The organism is Pseudonocardia kunmingensis (assembly GCF_006716445.1).
Classification (GTDB): domain Bacteria; phylum Actinomycetota; class Actinomycetes; order Mycobacteriales; family Pseudonocardiaceae; genus Pseudonocardia; species Pseudonocardia kunmingensis.
Map to the genome: position 1 here is coordinate 485005 of NZ_VFPA01000003.1, position 14649 is coordinate 499653.

Consider the following 14649-nt stretch of genomic DNA (forward strand, 5'->3'; position numbering starts at 1 on the left):
ATTGCCATGAGTGCATGCTTTGGCAATTCTCCGCGCCATTGTTGTACGGTTCTTCGCGTGAGTTCCCGAACGGCACCCGATCCCTGGCTGCGACGCTTCACCGCGCGCCCCGCGGCGCGCCTGCAGCTCGTCTGCCTCCCGCACGCGGGCGGTGGGGCGAGCAGCTTCCGGGGCTGGTCGGGCCTGCTGCCGCCGGACGTGGAGCTCCTCGCCGTGCAGTACCCCGGGCGAGAGGACCGCTTCGGCGAACCGATGATCGACGAGATGGGCGCGCTGGTCGTCGCGGTGTGCGACGCGCTGGCCGGGGTCCTGGACCGGCCCTACGTCCTGTTCGGGCACAGCATGGGTTCTGCGGTGGCCTACGAGGTGGCCCGGGAGCTGCGCCGCCGCGGGCGGCCGGGGCCCAGGAGACTCGTGGCGTCGGGGCGGGAAGCGCCGGTGCGCCCCCGCGGCGGCGAGGTCCACCTCGGCGACGACGACGCGCTGTGCGCGGAGCTGAGCAGGCTCGGTGGCACCGCGACGGAGATCCTCGCGGACCACGACCTGCGCCGGGCCGTGCTCGGCTACGTGCGCAACGACTACCGGCTCATCGAGACCTACCGTCCCGCGCCCGCGACCCCGCTGGGCTGCCCGGTCACGGTCTTCACCGGGGACGCCGACCCCGAGCTCACGCCTGCGCAGGCGGCGGCCTGGGCACCGCTGGGCGACGGCCAGGAGGACGTCCAGACCTTCCCCGGCGGGCACTTCTACCTCGGCCCGCACCGGGCGCAGGTCGTGAACGCGCTGCTGCGCCGGCTGGACCCGGCGCTGTCCCGCGGCCGCATCGAGCACCCCAGCACGCCGTGACACCGCACGCCGTGAGCACCGTCGAGAGCGCCTACTCCGCCGCGGGCGAGTTCTACGAGCTGGTCGCCGAGCGCCAGGCCGCCAGCAGCGGCCCCGCCCTGACCGTCGCGCTGGCCGGGGTGGACCCGGCGGCCGGGCCGGTGCTCGAGATCGGCGCCGGCACCGGGCGCATCACCGAGCTGATCGCGCGGGAGGTACCGGGCGCCTCGATCGTGGCGACCGAGCCGGCCACCACGATGCGCGCCGTGCTGACCAGCCGGGTCGCCGGGGACCCCGGGCTGCGCGAGCGGGTCACCGTCACGGCCGAGAGCGCCCAGGACCTCGCCGCCCGGCTGCCCCGCACCGGCGAGCGGTTCTGCGCCGCGGTCGTCTTCGGCGTGGCCGGCCACCTCGACCCCGGCGAGCGGCGGGCCCTGTGGAGCGCCCTGGACGGCGCGCTGCCCCCGGGCGCCCCGATCGCGGTCGACCTGATGGGCGTCGCGGCACCGCGCACCATCCCCCCGGTCCGGATGCTGCGCGAACGCGTCGGCGACCAGGTCTACGAGTGGTGGAGCGCGGGCGAGCCGTCGGGCGCGGGCCGGATGCGCTTCGACACGACGTGGAAGGTGTTCGGTCCGGCGGGCGGCGCCCCGGTGCGCGAGGTCTCCGAGTCCTACCAGTGGCACACGCTCGGCACTGCCGACCTCGCGGCCGAATCCGGACTGGCGGCGGAGCAGGTCACCGAGGTGAACAGCCGCACCACGGCCGAGATCGCGATCCTCCGCGGGCGGCCGGCATGAACACCGTGACCAGGGTGCTGGCGCCGGTGCGTGGCACCCTCGCCGCCGCCGTCGCGCTGCAGGCCCTCGGTTCGGTGGCGGGAGTGGCCCCGTTCGTCGCCGTCGCCGAGATCGGCCGGGCGCTGCTCGCTCCCGAACCGGTTGCCTCGGACCGGATCTGGCTGCTGGTGGGTCTCGGTGCCGGCGCCGCGGTCCTCGCGCTGATCGCCACCACGCTGGCGACCACGCTGACCCACCTCGCGGACAACCGGCTGCAGCTGCTCCTGCGCAGGCGCATCGCCGGGCACCTGGCCAGGGTCTCCCCCGGCTGGTTCTCCGCCCGCAGCTCAGGGCACGTGTCCAAGGCCCTGCAGGACGACGTGCACTCGCTCCACTACCTGGTCGGCCACACCCTGCTCGACGTCACCGCGGTCCTCGTGACCCCGCTCGCCGCGCTGGTGTACCTGGCCGCCGTCGACTGGCGGCTGGCGCTGCTCGCCCTGGTCCCCCTGGTCGCCGGGGCGCTGCTGTTCCGGAAGGCCATGTCCGGCGCGGGCCCGTTGATGGCCGAGTACGGCAGGGCCCAGACCGAGATCAACGCCGGCATCGTCGAGTTCGTCGACGGCATCGCCGTGGTGAAGACGTTCGGCCGCGGCCGGTCGGCGCACCGCCGGTTCGTCGCGGCGTGCGACGCCTTCCACGACTTCTTCGCGAGCTGGCAGCGGCGCACCACGTCGGTGACGACGGCGTCCCAGCTGGTGGTCACGCCGTCGCTGGTCCTGCTGCTGCTCCTCGGCGCCGGCACCGTGCTCGTCGTGGCCGGGTGGACGCCCGCCACCGCGCTGATCCCGTTCGCCCTGCTGGGCCCGGCGATCGTCGCCCCGATGGGCGCGGTCGGGCCCCGGATCCAGGCGCTGCGTGGCGGAACCGCCGCGGCGGCGTCGATCGAGGCGTTGCTCGCGGAGCCGGTCCAGCCGCAGCCTGCGGTGGGAGGCGAGCCCGAGGGCACCACGGTCACACTGCACGACGTCGCATTCCGCTACCCGGGCACGGAGTCCGACGCCCTCGCCGGGGTGGACCTGGAGTTGCGACCCGGCACCGTCACCGCGCTGGTCGGACCGTCCGGGGCGGGCAAGACCACCCTCGCGACGCTCGTCCCCCGGTTCCACGACGTCACCGGCGGCGCGATCCGCATCGGCGGCGTCGACGTCCGCGAGCTCGACGCCCGCACCCTCTACCGCAGCGTCGGTTTCGTCTTCCAGGACACCACGCTGCTGCGCACCTCGGTCGCCGACAACATCGCCCTCGGCCGGCCCGGCGCGGCGCGGGAGGAGATCGTGGATGCGGCCCGCGCGGCCCGCATCCACGAGCGGATCCTCGCCCTCGGCCGGGGGTACGACGCCGTCGTCGGGGAGGACGCCGAGTTCTCCGGCGGCGAGCGGCAGCGGCTCTCGATCGCCCGCGCGCTGCTCGCGGACACCCCGGTCCTCGTCCTCGACGAGGCCACCGCGTTCGCCGACCCCGAGTCGGAGGCCGCCATCTGCGACGCGCTCTCCGAGCTGGCGGTCGGCCGGACCCTGCTGGTGGTGGCCCACCGGCTGCACACCGTCGCCGGCGCCGACGAGATCGTGGTGCTCGAGAGCGGCCGGGTCACCGAACAGGGCCGGCACGACGAGCTGCTCGCCCTCGGCGGCCGGTACGCGCGGATGTGGGCGGCCCAGGACGGCACGGTCCTCGCAGGGCAGGGGGTGCCGCGATGATCCGGCGGCTGCTGGCCGCGCTCGGCCCCGAGGACGCGCGGCCCGTGCGCAGGCTGCTCGCGCTGCTTGTCGCGGCGGCGGTGCTGCAGGGGCTCGCGTTCGCCCTGCTCGTTCCGCTGCTGCGCGCGCTGCTCGGGCCCGACCCGCGCGACGCGTGGGCACCGCTGGGCTGGTTCGCCCTCGCCACCGCGGCGTTCCTCGCGATCACCTTCCACGCCCAGAACGAGGGCTTCCGCACCGGCGCCCGAGTCGCCCGTCAGCTGCACCACGTCCTCGGCGAGGCGATCGTGACGCTCCCTCTGGGCTGGTTCGCAGGCGGCCGCTCCGGCGAGCTCACCCGGGTCGCCGGGCAGAGCGTGCTGCAGGTGATGTCGCTGCCGGCACACCAGTTGCGCCCGCTCGTCACCGCCGTCGTCACCCCGGCCACGGTGCTGGTCGCCCTGCTCGTGATCGACTGGCGGGTTGGGCTCGCCGTCGCCGTGGCCGTGCCGGTCCTGCTCGTGGTGCTCCGCGTCGGCAACGACCTGCTCGCGCGCAGCGACCGGGGCCGGGACGCGGTGATCCACGAGGCCGCCGCGCGGGTGATCGAGTTCGCGCGGGCCCAGCCGGTGCTGCGGGCGTTCGGTGCCACCACCGACGGCAACCGGGTCCTCGACGACGCGCTGGTCGCCCAGCGCGACGCCGACCGCCGGATGATCGGGCTGGCCGTGCCCGGCCTGGTGTCGTTCGCGTTCGGGGTCCGCGTCGTGTTCACCGCCGCGCTGGCACTCGCCGTCCAGCTCGCGCTCACCGGATCGCTCGACCCCGCCACCGCGATCGCCGTCATCGTGCTCGTCGCGCGGTTCACCGAGACGATCGGGACCGGCGCCGAGATCGGCGCGAGCCTGCGGATGTCGGGCAACGCCCTCACCCGGATCACAGACGTGCTCGACACCCCGCCGCTGCCCGAACCGGCGCGGCCGCGCCGGCCGGAGTCGTACGAGGTCGAGTTCGCGGGAGTCGGGTTCGGCTACCGGGCGGACGCCCCCGTCCTGCGCGACGTCTCGTTCACCCTGCCCGAACGCGGGCTCACCGCGCTGGTCGGGCCGTCCGGGGCGGGCAAGACCACCGTCGCCCGGCTGCTGGCCCGCTTCGCCGACGTCGACACCGGCGCGGTCCGGATCGGCGGCGTCGACGTCCGGGAGATCGCCGCCGACGACCTGATGGGCCTGGTCGCGAGCGTCTTCCAGGACGTCTACCTGTTCGAGGGCACGCTGGCCGACAACGTCCGGCTCGGCCGTCCCGACGCGAGCGCCGACGACCTCGACCGGGTCGGCCGGCTCGCCGGGCTGATCCAGGTCGTCGAGGAGCTGCCCGCCGGCTGGGACACCCGCGTCGGCGAGGGCGGCGCGACGCTGTCGGGCGGGCAGCGCCAGCGGGTCTCGATCGCCCGCGCCCTGCTCAAGGACGCCCCGATCGTCGTCCTCGACGAGGCGACCGCCGCACTCGACCCGGAGAACGACGCGGCGATCGGCGCGGCCGTCACCGAGCTCGCCACCCGCGCCACGGTGCTGGTGATCGCCCACCGGCTGCAGACGGTGCAGGCCGCCGAGAAGATCCTCGTGCTGCGGCACGGGGTCGTCGCCGAGCAGGGCCGGCACACCGAGCTGCTCGCGGCCGGCGGTACCTACGCCGAGTTCTGGGAGCGGCGCACGCACGCGGCGGGCTGGCGGCTCGTCCCCACCACGGAGGAGAAGCGATGAACCACTACGGCGAGTACGACGCGTCGGCGCCCTACCTGCACCTGCTCAGCGAATCGGCGTGGGTCGACCTGGGCCCCCGGCTGGCGGACGCCCTCGCCGGCGCCGACCCGGCAGCGGGAGCGGTGCTCGAACTCGGGGCGGGATCCGGCCTGGGCACCGAGCGCATCCTCGCCGCCGTGCCGGACTCCCCCGTCCTCGCCGCCGAGCCGTCGGCAGCGCTGCGCGCCGTGCTGATCGCCCGGCTGCGCGGGATGACCGGAGGTGAGCGGGTGACTGTGCTGCCCGTGGGCGCCGCCGAGGTCGACCTGCCGGAGCGGCTGGCGGCCGTCGTGGGGATGCACATGGTCGGGCACCTCGCCCCGGACACCCGCCGCGCGCTCTGGCGCGACATCGCCGCCCGGCTCACGCCGGGGGCGCCGGTGGTGCTCAACGTGCAGCCACCGGAGACCGCGACCGCCGTTCCCGCCTGGCCGCCGTTCGGCGTCCGGCAGGGCGCGCTGACCTACCAGGGCACGGGCAGCGCCGAGCCCACCGGCCCGGAGTCGGTGCGCTGGCGGATGCAGTACGCCACCCTGCGCGACGGCGTCGTCGTGGAGGAGGCGGAAGCGGAGTACGGGTGGTGGGTCCTGTCGGCGGCCGGCCTCGCCGCGGAGCTGACGGAGGCGGGCCTGCACTCGGAGGTCAACGGGGACCTGGTCGTCGCCCGAGGTTCAGGAAAGCCACTTTCCTGAACCTGCAGGACAGCAACGTGGCTTTCCTGAACCTCCGGACCGGGCCAGCGGGCCCTCCTCCACCACCCGCCCGTCGTCGAGGACAAGCACGCGGTCCGCGCTGCGGGCGACGACGCCGAGGTCGTGGGTCACCAGCAGCACCCCGAGCCCGGCGTCGCGGCGCAGCTCGTCGACCAGGTCGATCACCGCGGAGCCGATCTCGGGGTCCAGCGCCGAGGTGACCTCGTCGCAGACCAGCAGGTTCGGACCGGCGGCGAGCGCCCGCGCGAGGTTCACCCGCTGACGTTCCCCACCGGAGAGCTCCCCCGGCCTGCGTTCGCGCATCGCGGCGGGGAGGTGCACCCGGTCCAGCAGAACCGAGGTCCGCGCCGACGCCTCGGGGCCGCGTACGCCGCGCAACCGCAGCGCACGCGCGAGCGCGTCGCCGACGGTCTCGCGGGGGTTGAGCGCGCCGACGCTGTCCTGGGCCACGAGCTGCACCGCGCGGCGCTGGGCCGGGGTGCGGTGGGCCGCCCGGGGCGCGAGCGGGGAGCCGTCGAGGGTGAGGAGCCCGGCCGTAGGCGGGTGCAGCCCGGTGACGACGCGGGCGAGGGTGCTCTTGCCCGAGCCCGAGGGGCCGACGAGCGCCAGGCACTCCCCCGCACCGAGCTCGAACGACACCTCGTGCAGCACCGGGGAGCGGCGGCCGTGCGCCGCGCTCACCCCTTCGGCCGTGAGCAGCGGTGCGGCGCGGACCGGTGCTGGAACCGCGGGCGGGCGCGGGGGCGGCCCTGCGAGCACGGAGGCGGGCGCGCCGTCGGCGACGACCCTCCCGTCCCGCATCACCAGCGTGCGGTCGGCCAGCGCGCCGACGAGCCGGGTGTCGTGGCTGACGAGGACGACCGCGCACCGCTGCACGACCTCGGCGAGCAGCTCCCGCACCGAGTCGGCGACCACGGAGTCCAGCCCGGCCGTGGGCTCGTCGAGCACGAGCAACCGCGGTCCACCCGCCAGCGCGACCGCCAGGGCGACGCGGCGGGCCTGGCCACCGGAGACCTGCGCCGGCAGCCGGCGCAGGAACTCCGGGTCCGCCGGCAGCGAGACCGACTCCAGCAGCCGCGCGGTCTGGGCCGCGGCACCCGCGCGTCCGACGCCGGGGCAGCGCAGCCGCACCGACTCCGCGATCTGGGCACCGAGCCGGCGCCGCGGGTTCAGCGCCGCCGCCGGGTCCTGGCCGAGGAAGCTCACCACCCGGCCGCGGAGCTCGCGCGCACCGGTGCGGGTGAAGGGGTCCGTGCCCTCGACGCGAACCTCGCCGCCCCGCCGGACGAGGCCGGGCCGGACGTGGCCGAGCAGGGCCAGCGCGGTCGTCGTCTTCCCCGAGCCGGAGCGCCCGGCGATGCCGAGGACCTCGCCGCGGCCGACGGTCAGGGAGGCGCCGTCCACGACGGGCGCCCCACCGCCGACCGGTCCGACGACCAGGTCACGCACCGACCCCAGCGCCGACTCAACCACGGTGCTCCCCGCCGGTCAGCTCGTCCGCCAGCAGGTTCACCCCGACCGCCAGCGCGACGAGCAGCAGCGCCGGGGCGAGGAACGGCCACGGCGACAGCGCGGCCCCGGGCAGGTTCTCCGCGACCATGCGGCCCCAGTTCGCGGCCGGTGCCCCGGCCCCGAGTCCGAGGAAACCGGCCGTCGCGGTGAGGTAGACGGCGGCGACGAACCGCAGCCCGGTCTCGGTGATCGCGGTCCCGGCCACGTTCGGCGCCACGTCGTGGCGCAGCACGCGCCACCAGCCGTCGCCCCGGGCGCGGGCGATCTCGACGTACCCCGACGAGGCCACCCGCTCGACGGCCGCACGGTTCACACGAACCGAGAACGGCAGGCTGACCAGCGCCACGGCGACGAGGACGGCGAGGTCGCTGCCCGGGAAGCCTGCCGCGAGGACCAGTACGACCAACAGCGCGGGCACCACGCCCAGCACGTCGACGACCCGGACGACCAGCTCGCCGACCCGCCGCGGTGCCGTCCCCGCCAGGACGCCGAGCAGCAGCCCGGCGGCACCCGCGAGCAGGGTGGCGCCCGCCGCCAGCCCGACCACGACGGCGCCGCCCGCAAGCACCCGGGAGAGCGCGTCCCGGCCGAGGAAGTCGGTGCCCAGCGGGTGCGCGGGGCTCGGGAGGTCGAAGGGGACGCCGACCTGCTCGGTCGGCGAGGCACCGGTCAGCGCGCCGCCGACGACCGCTCCACCGAGTGCGACCACCAGGACCACGAGGGTGAGCGCCCCCGCCACCAGCGCCACCGGCCTGCGCAGGAGCGTCACCGGGCCCCCTGCCCCAGCGGGTCGAGCAACCGCCGGACGACATCGCCCGCGAGCAGCGCGCCGAGAGCGACGGCGGCGAGCACGAGGGCCAGCCCCTGGACCACCGGGACGTCGCGCCGGGCCACGGCCTGCGCGAGCTCCTGGCCGACGCCGGGGTAGCCGAACACAGTCTCGACCACGACCGAACCGCCGACGAGTCCGCCGACGACGACGGCGACCACCTGGACGGCGGGGCCCGCAGCGTTCGGCAGCACGTGCACCAGTGCGAGCCGGGCCCCGCGCACCCCGCCCAGGCGCGCCGCCTCGACGTACGGCGACGCGGCGACCTCGGCCGCGGAGCTGCGGATCATCCGCGTCGCCGTCGCGAGCCCCACGACGCTCAGGGTGAGCACGGGCAGCACGAGGACCTCCGGGGTGTCCAGCCCGGAGCCGCCCAGCGGCACGAGCGACACCCGCGGGAACAGCGCCAGCCAGGTCCCGCACACCGCGACGAGCAGCGCCGCGGTGAGGAACTCCGGGACGCCGACCGCGAGCAGCGCGCCCGTGGAGACCACGCGATCCGCGGTCCGGCCGGCCCGCAGCCCGGCGAGCAGGCCGAGCACCACCCCGAGGGGCACGATCACCAGCAGGGCGAGGCCCGCGAGCAGGGCGCTGTCGGGCAGCCGATCCACGATGAGCTCCCCGACCGGCCGCCCGCCGACCCATGCCGTGCCGAGGTCGCCGCGCAGCAGCCCGCCCACCCAGATCAGGTAGCGCTCGACCGCGGGCCGGTCCAGGCCGAGGTCGGCCCGGATCCGGTCCCGCTCGGCCTCGGTGGCGTCGGGCCCGGCGAGGCCACCGGCGGCGTCGCCCGGCAGCACGGCCGTGGCGGCGAAGACGAGCACCGACAGCACCGCCAGCACGAGCGCGGCGCCCGCGATCCGCCCGAGCAGGAACCGCGCCCAGCCCGGGCGGCCGTCAGCGGACCGAGGCACCGGTGAAGTCGGCGAACGGCGAGTACGTGACCCCCTGCACGGCGGCGGTCTGGGCGTTCGCCGCGGCCTTGAACACGGGGATGATCGTGTTGCCCTCGGCCCAGGTGCGACGCTGGGCCTCTGCGATCGCGGCGTCCCGCTCGGCCTCGTCGGTCGACGTGCGCGCGGTCGTGACGAGCTCGTCGATGTCCGGGCGGTCGAACCCGAACGACGTCGGCGATCCGGCGGTACGGGTGGACAGGTACGCGGTGAGCACCGGCTGCGGTGGGTTGTAGCCTCCCGCGAACTGCAGCTGCGTGTAGGCGGGGAAGTCCGCGTAGAGCTGCCCGGCCGGCAGCTGGTCCAGGGTCGCGTCCACCCCGACCGCCTGCAGGTTCTCGACGACGACGGTGGCCGTCTCGGCCATGCCGGGGATCTCCGGGCCGGTGGTCAGGGTGACCACGACGCCCGCGACGCCGGCCTCGGCGAGCAGCGCGCGGGCGCGGTCCGGGTCGAAGGCGCGCTGCTCGATGGCGCCCGCGTAGGACGGGAACCCGACCGACGGCAGGTCGTTGCCGACCTCCGCCCGGCCGAAGAACACCGTGTCGACGATCCGCTGCCGGTCGACGGCGAGCTTGAACGCCTCCCGCACGCGCGGGTCGGCGAACGGCTCCCTGGCGACGTTCATGGTGAAGCTCAGCTGGTTGACGAACGGCGCCTCGGTGGCCGTGATCCGGACCGCGGGGTCCGCCTCCAGGGTGCGGGCGGTCGCGGGCGCGAGGTCGTCGGCGTAGTCGACCTGGCCGCCGGTCAGCGCGGCGGCGCGGGCCGTGCTGTCGGCGATCGAGCGCAGCTCCAGTCCGTCGAGGAAGGGACCGGGCGCGCCCGCCGGCGCGGTGTAGCCGTCGTGCCGGACGAAGGTCGAGCCCTGGCCCGGGTCGAACGCCGTCATCCGGAACGGCCCGCAGGTCGGCATGTCCGCGGTGAACCCGGTGGTGCCCTCGCGGAAGACCAGGTTGCTCTGGCACAGCAGCAGCCGGCCGTCGACCAGCGGGCGGCGGGCGGGCAGCACGGCCGTGAGGTCGCCCTCGACCCGGGCCGCGTCGAGGTCGAACGCGCCGACGGCGTTCTTCAGGAAGGGCAGCGAGCCCAGTGTGGCCGGGGCCGCCAGCGAGTAGACGACGTCGCGGACCGTCAGCGGGGAGCCGTCGGTGAAGGTGAGACCTGGGCGGAGCCGGAGCGTGTACTCGGTGAGGTCGTCGGAGATGTCGATGCCCTCGAGCAGGTCGTACCGGACGCCGTCGGGGGCGGACGGGTCGACGGCGCCGAGGGCGCCGTGCCGCGCCCTGGCCCGCACGTAGTCCAGCGCGGTCGGGCCCATGAGGTGGTTGAGCGTCTCGGTCGCCCCGCCGCCGACGAAGGCGGCGCGCAGCGTCCCGCCCGCCGCCGGGGCGGTCGCCGGAGCCGGTCCGGGGGCGGCTCCACCCGACCCGCACGCGGTGAGCAGGGATGAGGCCCCCACGACACCCACGGCCGCTCCCGCCCGCAGGAACGCGCGCCGACCCATCCGACCTGCCCTCACCGGTGACTCCTCGCTCGTCGTGTGCGGCCATCGGCTCGCGTCCCCGTGCACGGGCCTGTCGCGCAGGATCATTCGTGGAATCGAGAACGATTGTCAATATCGTCTTGGTCTGGGAGCGTGGACCGCCCAGCCCGCGAGGAGGAACAGCGTGACCCGATCCCCTGCCGACCGGACATCACCGAGCCTCGTCCGGCGGCACGGGCCCGTCGTCGCGGTCTGCGTCGGCGGCGCCCTGACCTCCCTCGACCTGACCATCGTCAACGTGGCGTTGCCGCAGCTCGCAGACGATCTGGCGGCCGGTCTGAGCGGCCTCCAGTGGGTGGTGAACGCCTACACGCTCGCGTTCGCGTCGTTGATCCTCACGGCGGGCGCGCTGTCCGACCGGCTCGGCGACCGGCCCGTCTTCGGCAGCGGTGTGGCGCTGTTCACGATCGCCTCCGCGGGCTGCGGCCTCGCTCCCTCCGCCGAGGTGCTCGTCGCCGCCCGGGCGGTCCAGGGGATCGGCGCCGCGGCGATCCTCGCCACCTCCATCTCGCTGCTCGCCCGTTCCTACGACGGCCCGCGCCGCGCCACCGCGATCGGCGCCTGGGTGACGGTCGGCACGCTGGCCGCGAACCTCGGCCCGCTCGTCGGGGGCGTCCTCGTCGACGGCCTCGGCTGGCGCGGGATCTTCCTCGTGAACGTCCCGATCGGCCTCGTCCTGCTGATCGCGCTGCCCGTGCTCGTCCCCGCCCGCTCCGGCCACCCCGCACCCGGGCGCGACCGGCGCCCGGACGTCGGCGGCGTCGCCCTCGCCGTGGCCGGGCTGTTCGCGCTGAACTTCGCCGTGCTCAGCGGCTCCGAACGCGGCTGGCGGGACCCGGCCGTGCTCGGCGCGTCCGGGGTCGCCGTGCTCGCACTGGTGGGCTTCGTCCTGTTGCAGCGGGCGCGGGGCGAGCGGGCGATGTTCGACCTCCGGCTGTTCCGGATCCCGTCCTTCAGCGCCGCGATCGTCCTGAGCCTGCTGACCCGCATGGCCTCCTTCGGCGCCCTGCCCTTCTTCGTGCTGTGGATGCAGGGCCCGCTCGGGCTCTCCGCGACGGCGACGGGGCTGTGCCTGCTGGCGCTCTCGCTGCCGGTCCTCGTGCTGGCATCGCTGAGCGGGCGGCTGCAGCGCGTGCTGTCCGCCCGGGTCCTCATCGCCTCCGGGAACCTCGCTGCTGCGGCCGGCGCGCTGGCACTGCTCGTCGCAATCGGCCCGGGCAGCGGCTGGACCGCGGCGCTGCCCGGGTTCGCCCTGATCGGCGCCGGCGCCGGACTGGTGTTCCCCTCGCTGATGGGGATCGCGGTCGGTGTCGTGACGCCGGACCGGGCCGGGATGGCGTCCGGCATGGCGAACACGTTCTTCCCGCTCGGCACGGCCGTCGGAGTGGCCGTCTTCGGGGTGGTCTCCACCGCGGCCGCCGACGCCGAGGACGCCGTCGTCGCGGGCCTGGACGCCATCGCCGCGTCGATGGCGGCGCTCTGCGCGCTCGGGGTGCTCGTCGCCCTCACCCTGATCCGGGACTCCGACCGGATCGGCTCGGACTGACGGGGGGGCGGCGCGGCACGTCCGAGGTTCAGGAAAGCCACTTTCATAGACCTGCAGGACAGCAACGTGGCTTTCCTGAACCTCCGGGGCGGACCGCCGCGGTCAGCCGAAGCGGTTCGGGTTCGTGAAGCCCAACTCGATCCTCGGCTCTCGGCCGAGGACCACGTCCGCCAACGCCTCGCCCACCCCCGTGGCGTGCTTGAAACCGTGGCCGCTGCACCCGCCGCCCACCACCAGGCGCGGGTCCGCGCGCGGGCGCCCCAGCAGGAACTGCCGGTCCGGCGTGCGGGTGATCATGCAGACCGCCGCCCGGGTCGGGGCCGCGCCGAGCCCGGGGACGGCGTCGGGCAGCAGCCGGGTGAGCACCGCCCAGTCCGCCTCGGAGACCGACCGGTCCACCGCCGCGGCGTCGACCACGGAGAACGCGGAGCCGCCGTCCTCGAGGCCGAGCTTGACCTCGCCGGCAGGCCCCAGGTCGGCTCCGAGCCCGTGGCCCCAGATGGCGCCCTCGTCGAGCTCACGGATGAAGACCGGGAAACGGTCGAGCGCGAACGGCGCCGGGTCGCCCGAGGGCGCGAACCACGTCATCGGCATGCGCACCGCCTCGACGGGGAGGTCCGCGACGAGCGACGAGAGCCACGGACCCGCCGTGACGACGACCTGCCCCGCGCGCAGGTTCCGGGCCGCGGTGCGGACGACCACGCCGTCGCCGACGAGCTCGATGCCCTCGACCGCGGTTCCGGTGAGGGTCCGCGCGCCCGCGGCCACCGCCGCCTCCACCGCGGCGCGGATCGTCTGCTCGGGCCGGACCAGTGCCGCCGTCTTCTCCAGGACCGCGGCGTGGGAGTCCGGCAGGCTCGCGTGCAGGGGGTACTCCTCCCGCACCCGTCCGGCCTCGAGCAGCTCCACCGGCAGGTCGAACCGCCGGGCCGCCGCCAGCGTGCCCTCGACGACGTGCCCGTCCCGCGGCCCGATGAGCAACCCGCCGGTGGGCTCCACGAGCCGCCGCCCGCTCACCTGCGAGAGCTCGGCCCACAGCTCGCCGGACCGCTGGGCGAGCGGCACCAGTCCGGGGTGTTCCAGGCAGGCCGTCCGGAACATCCGGCTGCCCCCGTGCGACGAGCCGAGCGGGTGCCCCGGGGTGAACCGCTCGACGCCCACGACGTCGACGCCCGCCGCGGCCAGCCGCCACAGCGTGGACGCGCCCCACGCACCGAGCCCGACGACCACGACGTCCGCGTGCAGGTCGCCGCCGCTCGTGTCGCCGCCGCTCACGCCACACCCGCCGGCGCGGGGCCGAGCGCCGGGACGACCTGCTCGGCGTACATCCGGACGGCCGCCTCCGCCCGGTCGGCGGGCAGGTAGCCGGGTGAGAAGACGCAGCTCACGTCGACGTCCCCGAACCACCCGCGGACCGTCGCGAGCTGCTCGGCCACGTCCTGCGGGCGGCCGGCGAGCACCTTGTTGTCCCGGTGCGACGTCGCGAAGTCGTACTGGCGGACCTTCCCCGCGAGCTGCTCGTACCCGGCGTACGCGCTGCTGCGCACGTCCGCCCAGCCTGCGACGACGGCCGTCATCTTCGCGATGTAGTTGCGCTCCAGCTCCTCGGCGGTGCGCAGCGCCACGTCGCGGTCGTCGTCGAGGTAGCAGGTGAACTTGAGCTGGATCTCGGCGTCGCCGGGGTCCCTGCCCGCGGCCGCCCAGGCCTCCCGGTAGGCCGCGAGCATCTCCTGCACCTGCGACCGGGCGGTGATCGTCGGGACGACCTGGAGGTGGAAGCCGGACCGGCCCGCCCACTCGCAGGTCTGCGGGCTCATCGCCGAGGCCAGGTAGATCGGCGGATGCGGGCGCTGCACGGTGCGCGGCAGCGAGGTGATCGGGCCGAACCGGTGGAACCCGTCGTCCACCGTCACGTCCGTCCCGGACCAGAGCGCCCGGCAGGCCTCGACCCCGGCCGCGAACCGCTCGCGACTGGTGTCGATGTCCACTCCGAACGCCTCGAACTCCGTGGGCAGGAACGCCCGCCCGAAGCCCACGCCGAGCCTGCCGTGCGAGAGGTTGTCCAGCATCGCGAGCTTGCCGGCGAGCTGGAGCGGGTGGGTGAACGCCGGTATCGACGCCCCGGTGATCAGGCGCAACGTCGTCGTCCGCATCGCCGCGGCCGCGAGGAAGGTCACCGGGTCGGGGCTGTAGCCGCCGTAGGGGCCGAGGTAGTGCTCGACGATCTGGACGTGGTCGTAGCCGAGGGACTCCGCGAGCTCGACGAGCCGCAGGCTCTCGTCGAAGTAGTCGGCGGCGCTCTTCTCCTCGGGGGCCAGGACGGGAAACAGACTCATCCCGTGACGCATCGATGCTCCGTTCTCGGGGGAGCCTCCAGCTTCACATGAAAACGACAGTCATTTCTA

Annotated in this window: 12 protein-coding genes; 6 read left to right on the forward strand and 6 right to left on the reverse strand. The window is 75.3% G+C overall.

What is annotated here, in order from left to right; all coding sequences use genetic code 11:
* The first annotated feature begins 57 nt into the window (after nucleotides 1–57).
* From FB558_RS25150 to FB558_RS25170, 5 genes are read left to right on the forward strand one after another with little or no spacing between them, the layout of a single operon-like run.
* Nucleotides 58–846 (forward strand): thioesterase II family protein, encoded by a 789-nt coding sequence (locus FB558_RS25150; RefSeq protein WP_281288680.1) that lies wholly within the window; start codon nucleotides 58–60, stop codon nucleotides 844–846.
* A gap of 11 nt (nucleotides 847–857) precedes the next feature.
* Complete coding sequence (locus FB558_RS25155; protein ID WP_142057461.1) at nucleotides 858–1625, forward strand: class I SAM-dependent methyltransferase; 768 nt, start codon at nucleotides 858–860, stop codon at nucleotides 1623–1625.
* Nucleotides 1622–3364, forward strand: a complete 1743-nt coding sequence (locus FB558_RS25160; protein WP_142057463.1) for an ABC transporter ATP-binding protein — start codon at nucleotides 1622–1624, stop codon at nucleotides 3362–3364. Before FB558_RS25155 ends, FB558_RS25160 begins: the two co-directional genes overlap by 4 nt.
* Nucleotides 3361–5106, forward strand: coding sequence for an ABC transporter ATP-binding protein (locus FB558_RS25165; RefSeq protein WP_142057465.1), 1746 nt, complete (start codon nucleotides 3361–3363; stop codon nucleotides 5104–5106). Before FB558_RS25160 ends, FB558_RS25165 begins: the two co-directional genes overlap by 4 nt.
* Nucleotides 5103–5837, forward strand: coding sequence for a class I SAM-dependent methyltransferase (locus FB558_RS25170; RefSeq protein ID WP_142057467.1), 735 nt, complete (start codon nucleotides 5103–5105; stop codon nucleotides 5835–5837). The genes FB558_RS25165 and FB558_RS25170 overlap by 4 nt, the downstream gene beginning before the upstream one ends.
* Here FB558_RS25170 and FB558_RS25175 read toward each other — a convergent pair.
* From FB558_RS25175 to FB558_RS25190, 4 genes are read right to left on the reverse strand one after another with little or no spacing between them, the layout of a single operon-like run.
* Nucleotides 5817–7331, reverse strand: coding sequence for an ABC transporter ATP-binding protein (locus FB558_RS25175; protein WP_142057469.1), 1515 nt, complete (start codon nucleotides 7329–7331; stop codon nucleotides 5817–5819). The two genes, FB558_RS25170 and FB558_RS25175, sit on opposite strands and share 21 nt — an antisense overlap.
* A complete protein-coding gene (locus tag FB558_RS25180) occupies nucleotides 7324–8139 on the reverse strand; it encodes an ABC transporter permease subunit (protein WP_170231519.1) in 816 nt (271 codons plus the stop codon). Before FB558_RS25180 ends, FB558_RS25175 begins: the two co-directional genes overlap by 8 nt.
* Nucleotides 8136–9113, reverse strand: a complete 978-nt coding sequence (locus FB558_RS25185) for an ABC transporter permease (protein ID WP_211366830.1) — start codon at nucleotides 9111–9113, stop codon at nucleotides 8136–8138. The genes FB558_RS25180 and FB558_RS25185 overlap by 4 nt, the downstream gene beginning before the upstream one ends.
* Complete coding sequence (locus FB558_RS25190) at nucleotides 9097–10674, reverse strand: ABC transporter substrate-binding protein (RefSeq protein ID WP_211366831.1); 1578 nt, start codon at nucleotides 10672–10674, stop codon at nucleotides 9097–9099. Before FB558_RS25190 ends, FB558_RS25185 begins: the two co-directional genes overlap by 17 nt.
* Nucleotides 10675–10822: 148 nt before the next feature.
* Here FB558_RS25190 and FB558_RS25195 point away from each other — a divergent pair, with 148 nt between their 5' ends.
* Nucleotides 10823–12244 carry an MFS transporter gene (locus tag FB558_RS25195; RefSeq protein WP_170231520.1) on the forward strand — a complete coding sequence of 474 codons (1422 nt, stop codon included), beginning with the start codon at nucleotides 10823–10825 and terminating at the stop codon, nucleotides 12242–12244.
* A gap of 102 nt (nucleotides 12245–12346) precedes the next feature.
* Here FB558_RS25195 and solA read toward each other — a convergent pair whose 3' ends face one another.
* Complete coding sequence (gene solA / locus FB558_RS25200; protein WP_142057473.1) at nucleotides 12347–13519, reverse strand: N-methyl-L-tryptophan oxidase; 1173 nt, start codon at nucleotides 13517–13519, stop codon at nucleotides 12347–12349.
* On the reverse strand, nucleotides 13516–14580 hold the full coding sequence (locus FB558_RS25205) for an LLM class flavin-dependent oxidoreductase (protein ID WP_246106736.1): 1065 nt from the start codon (nucleotides 14578–14580) through the stop codon (nucleotides 13516–13518). Before FB558_RS25205 ends, solA begins: the two co-directional genes overlap by 4 nt.
* Nucleotides 14581–14649: the final 69 nt, after the last annotated feature.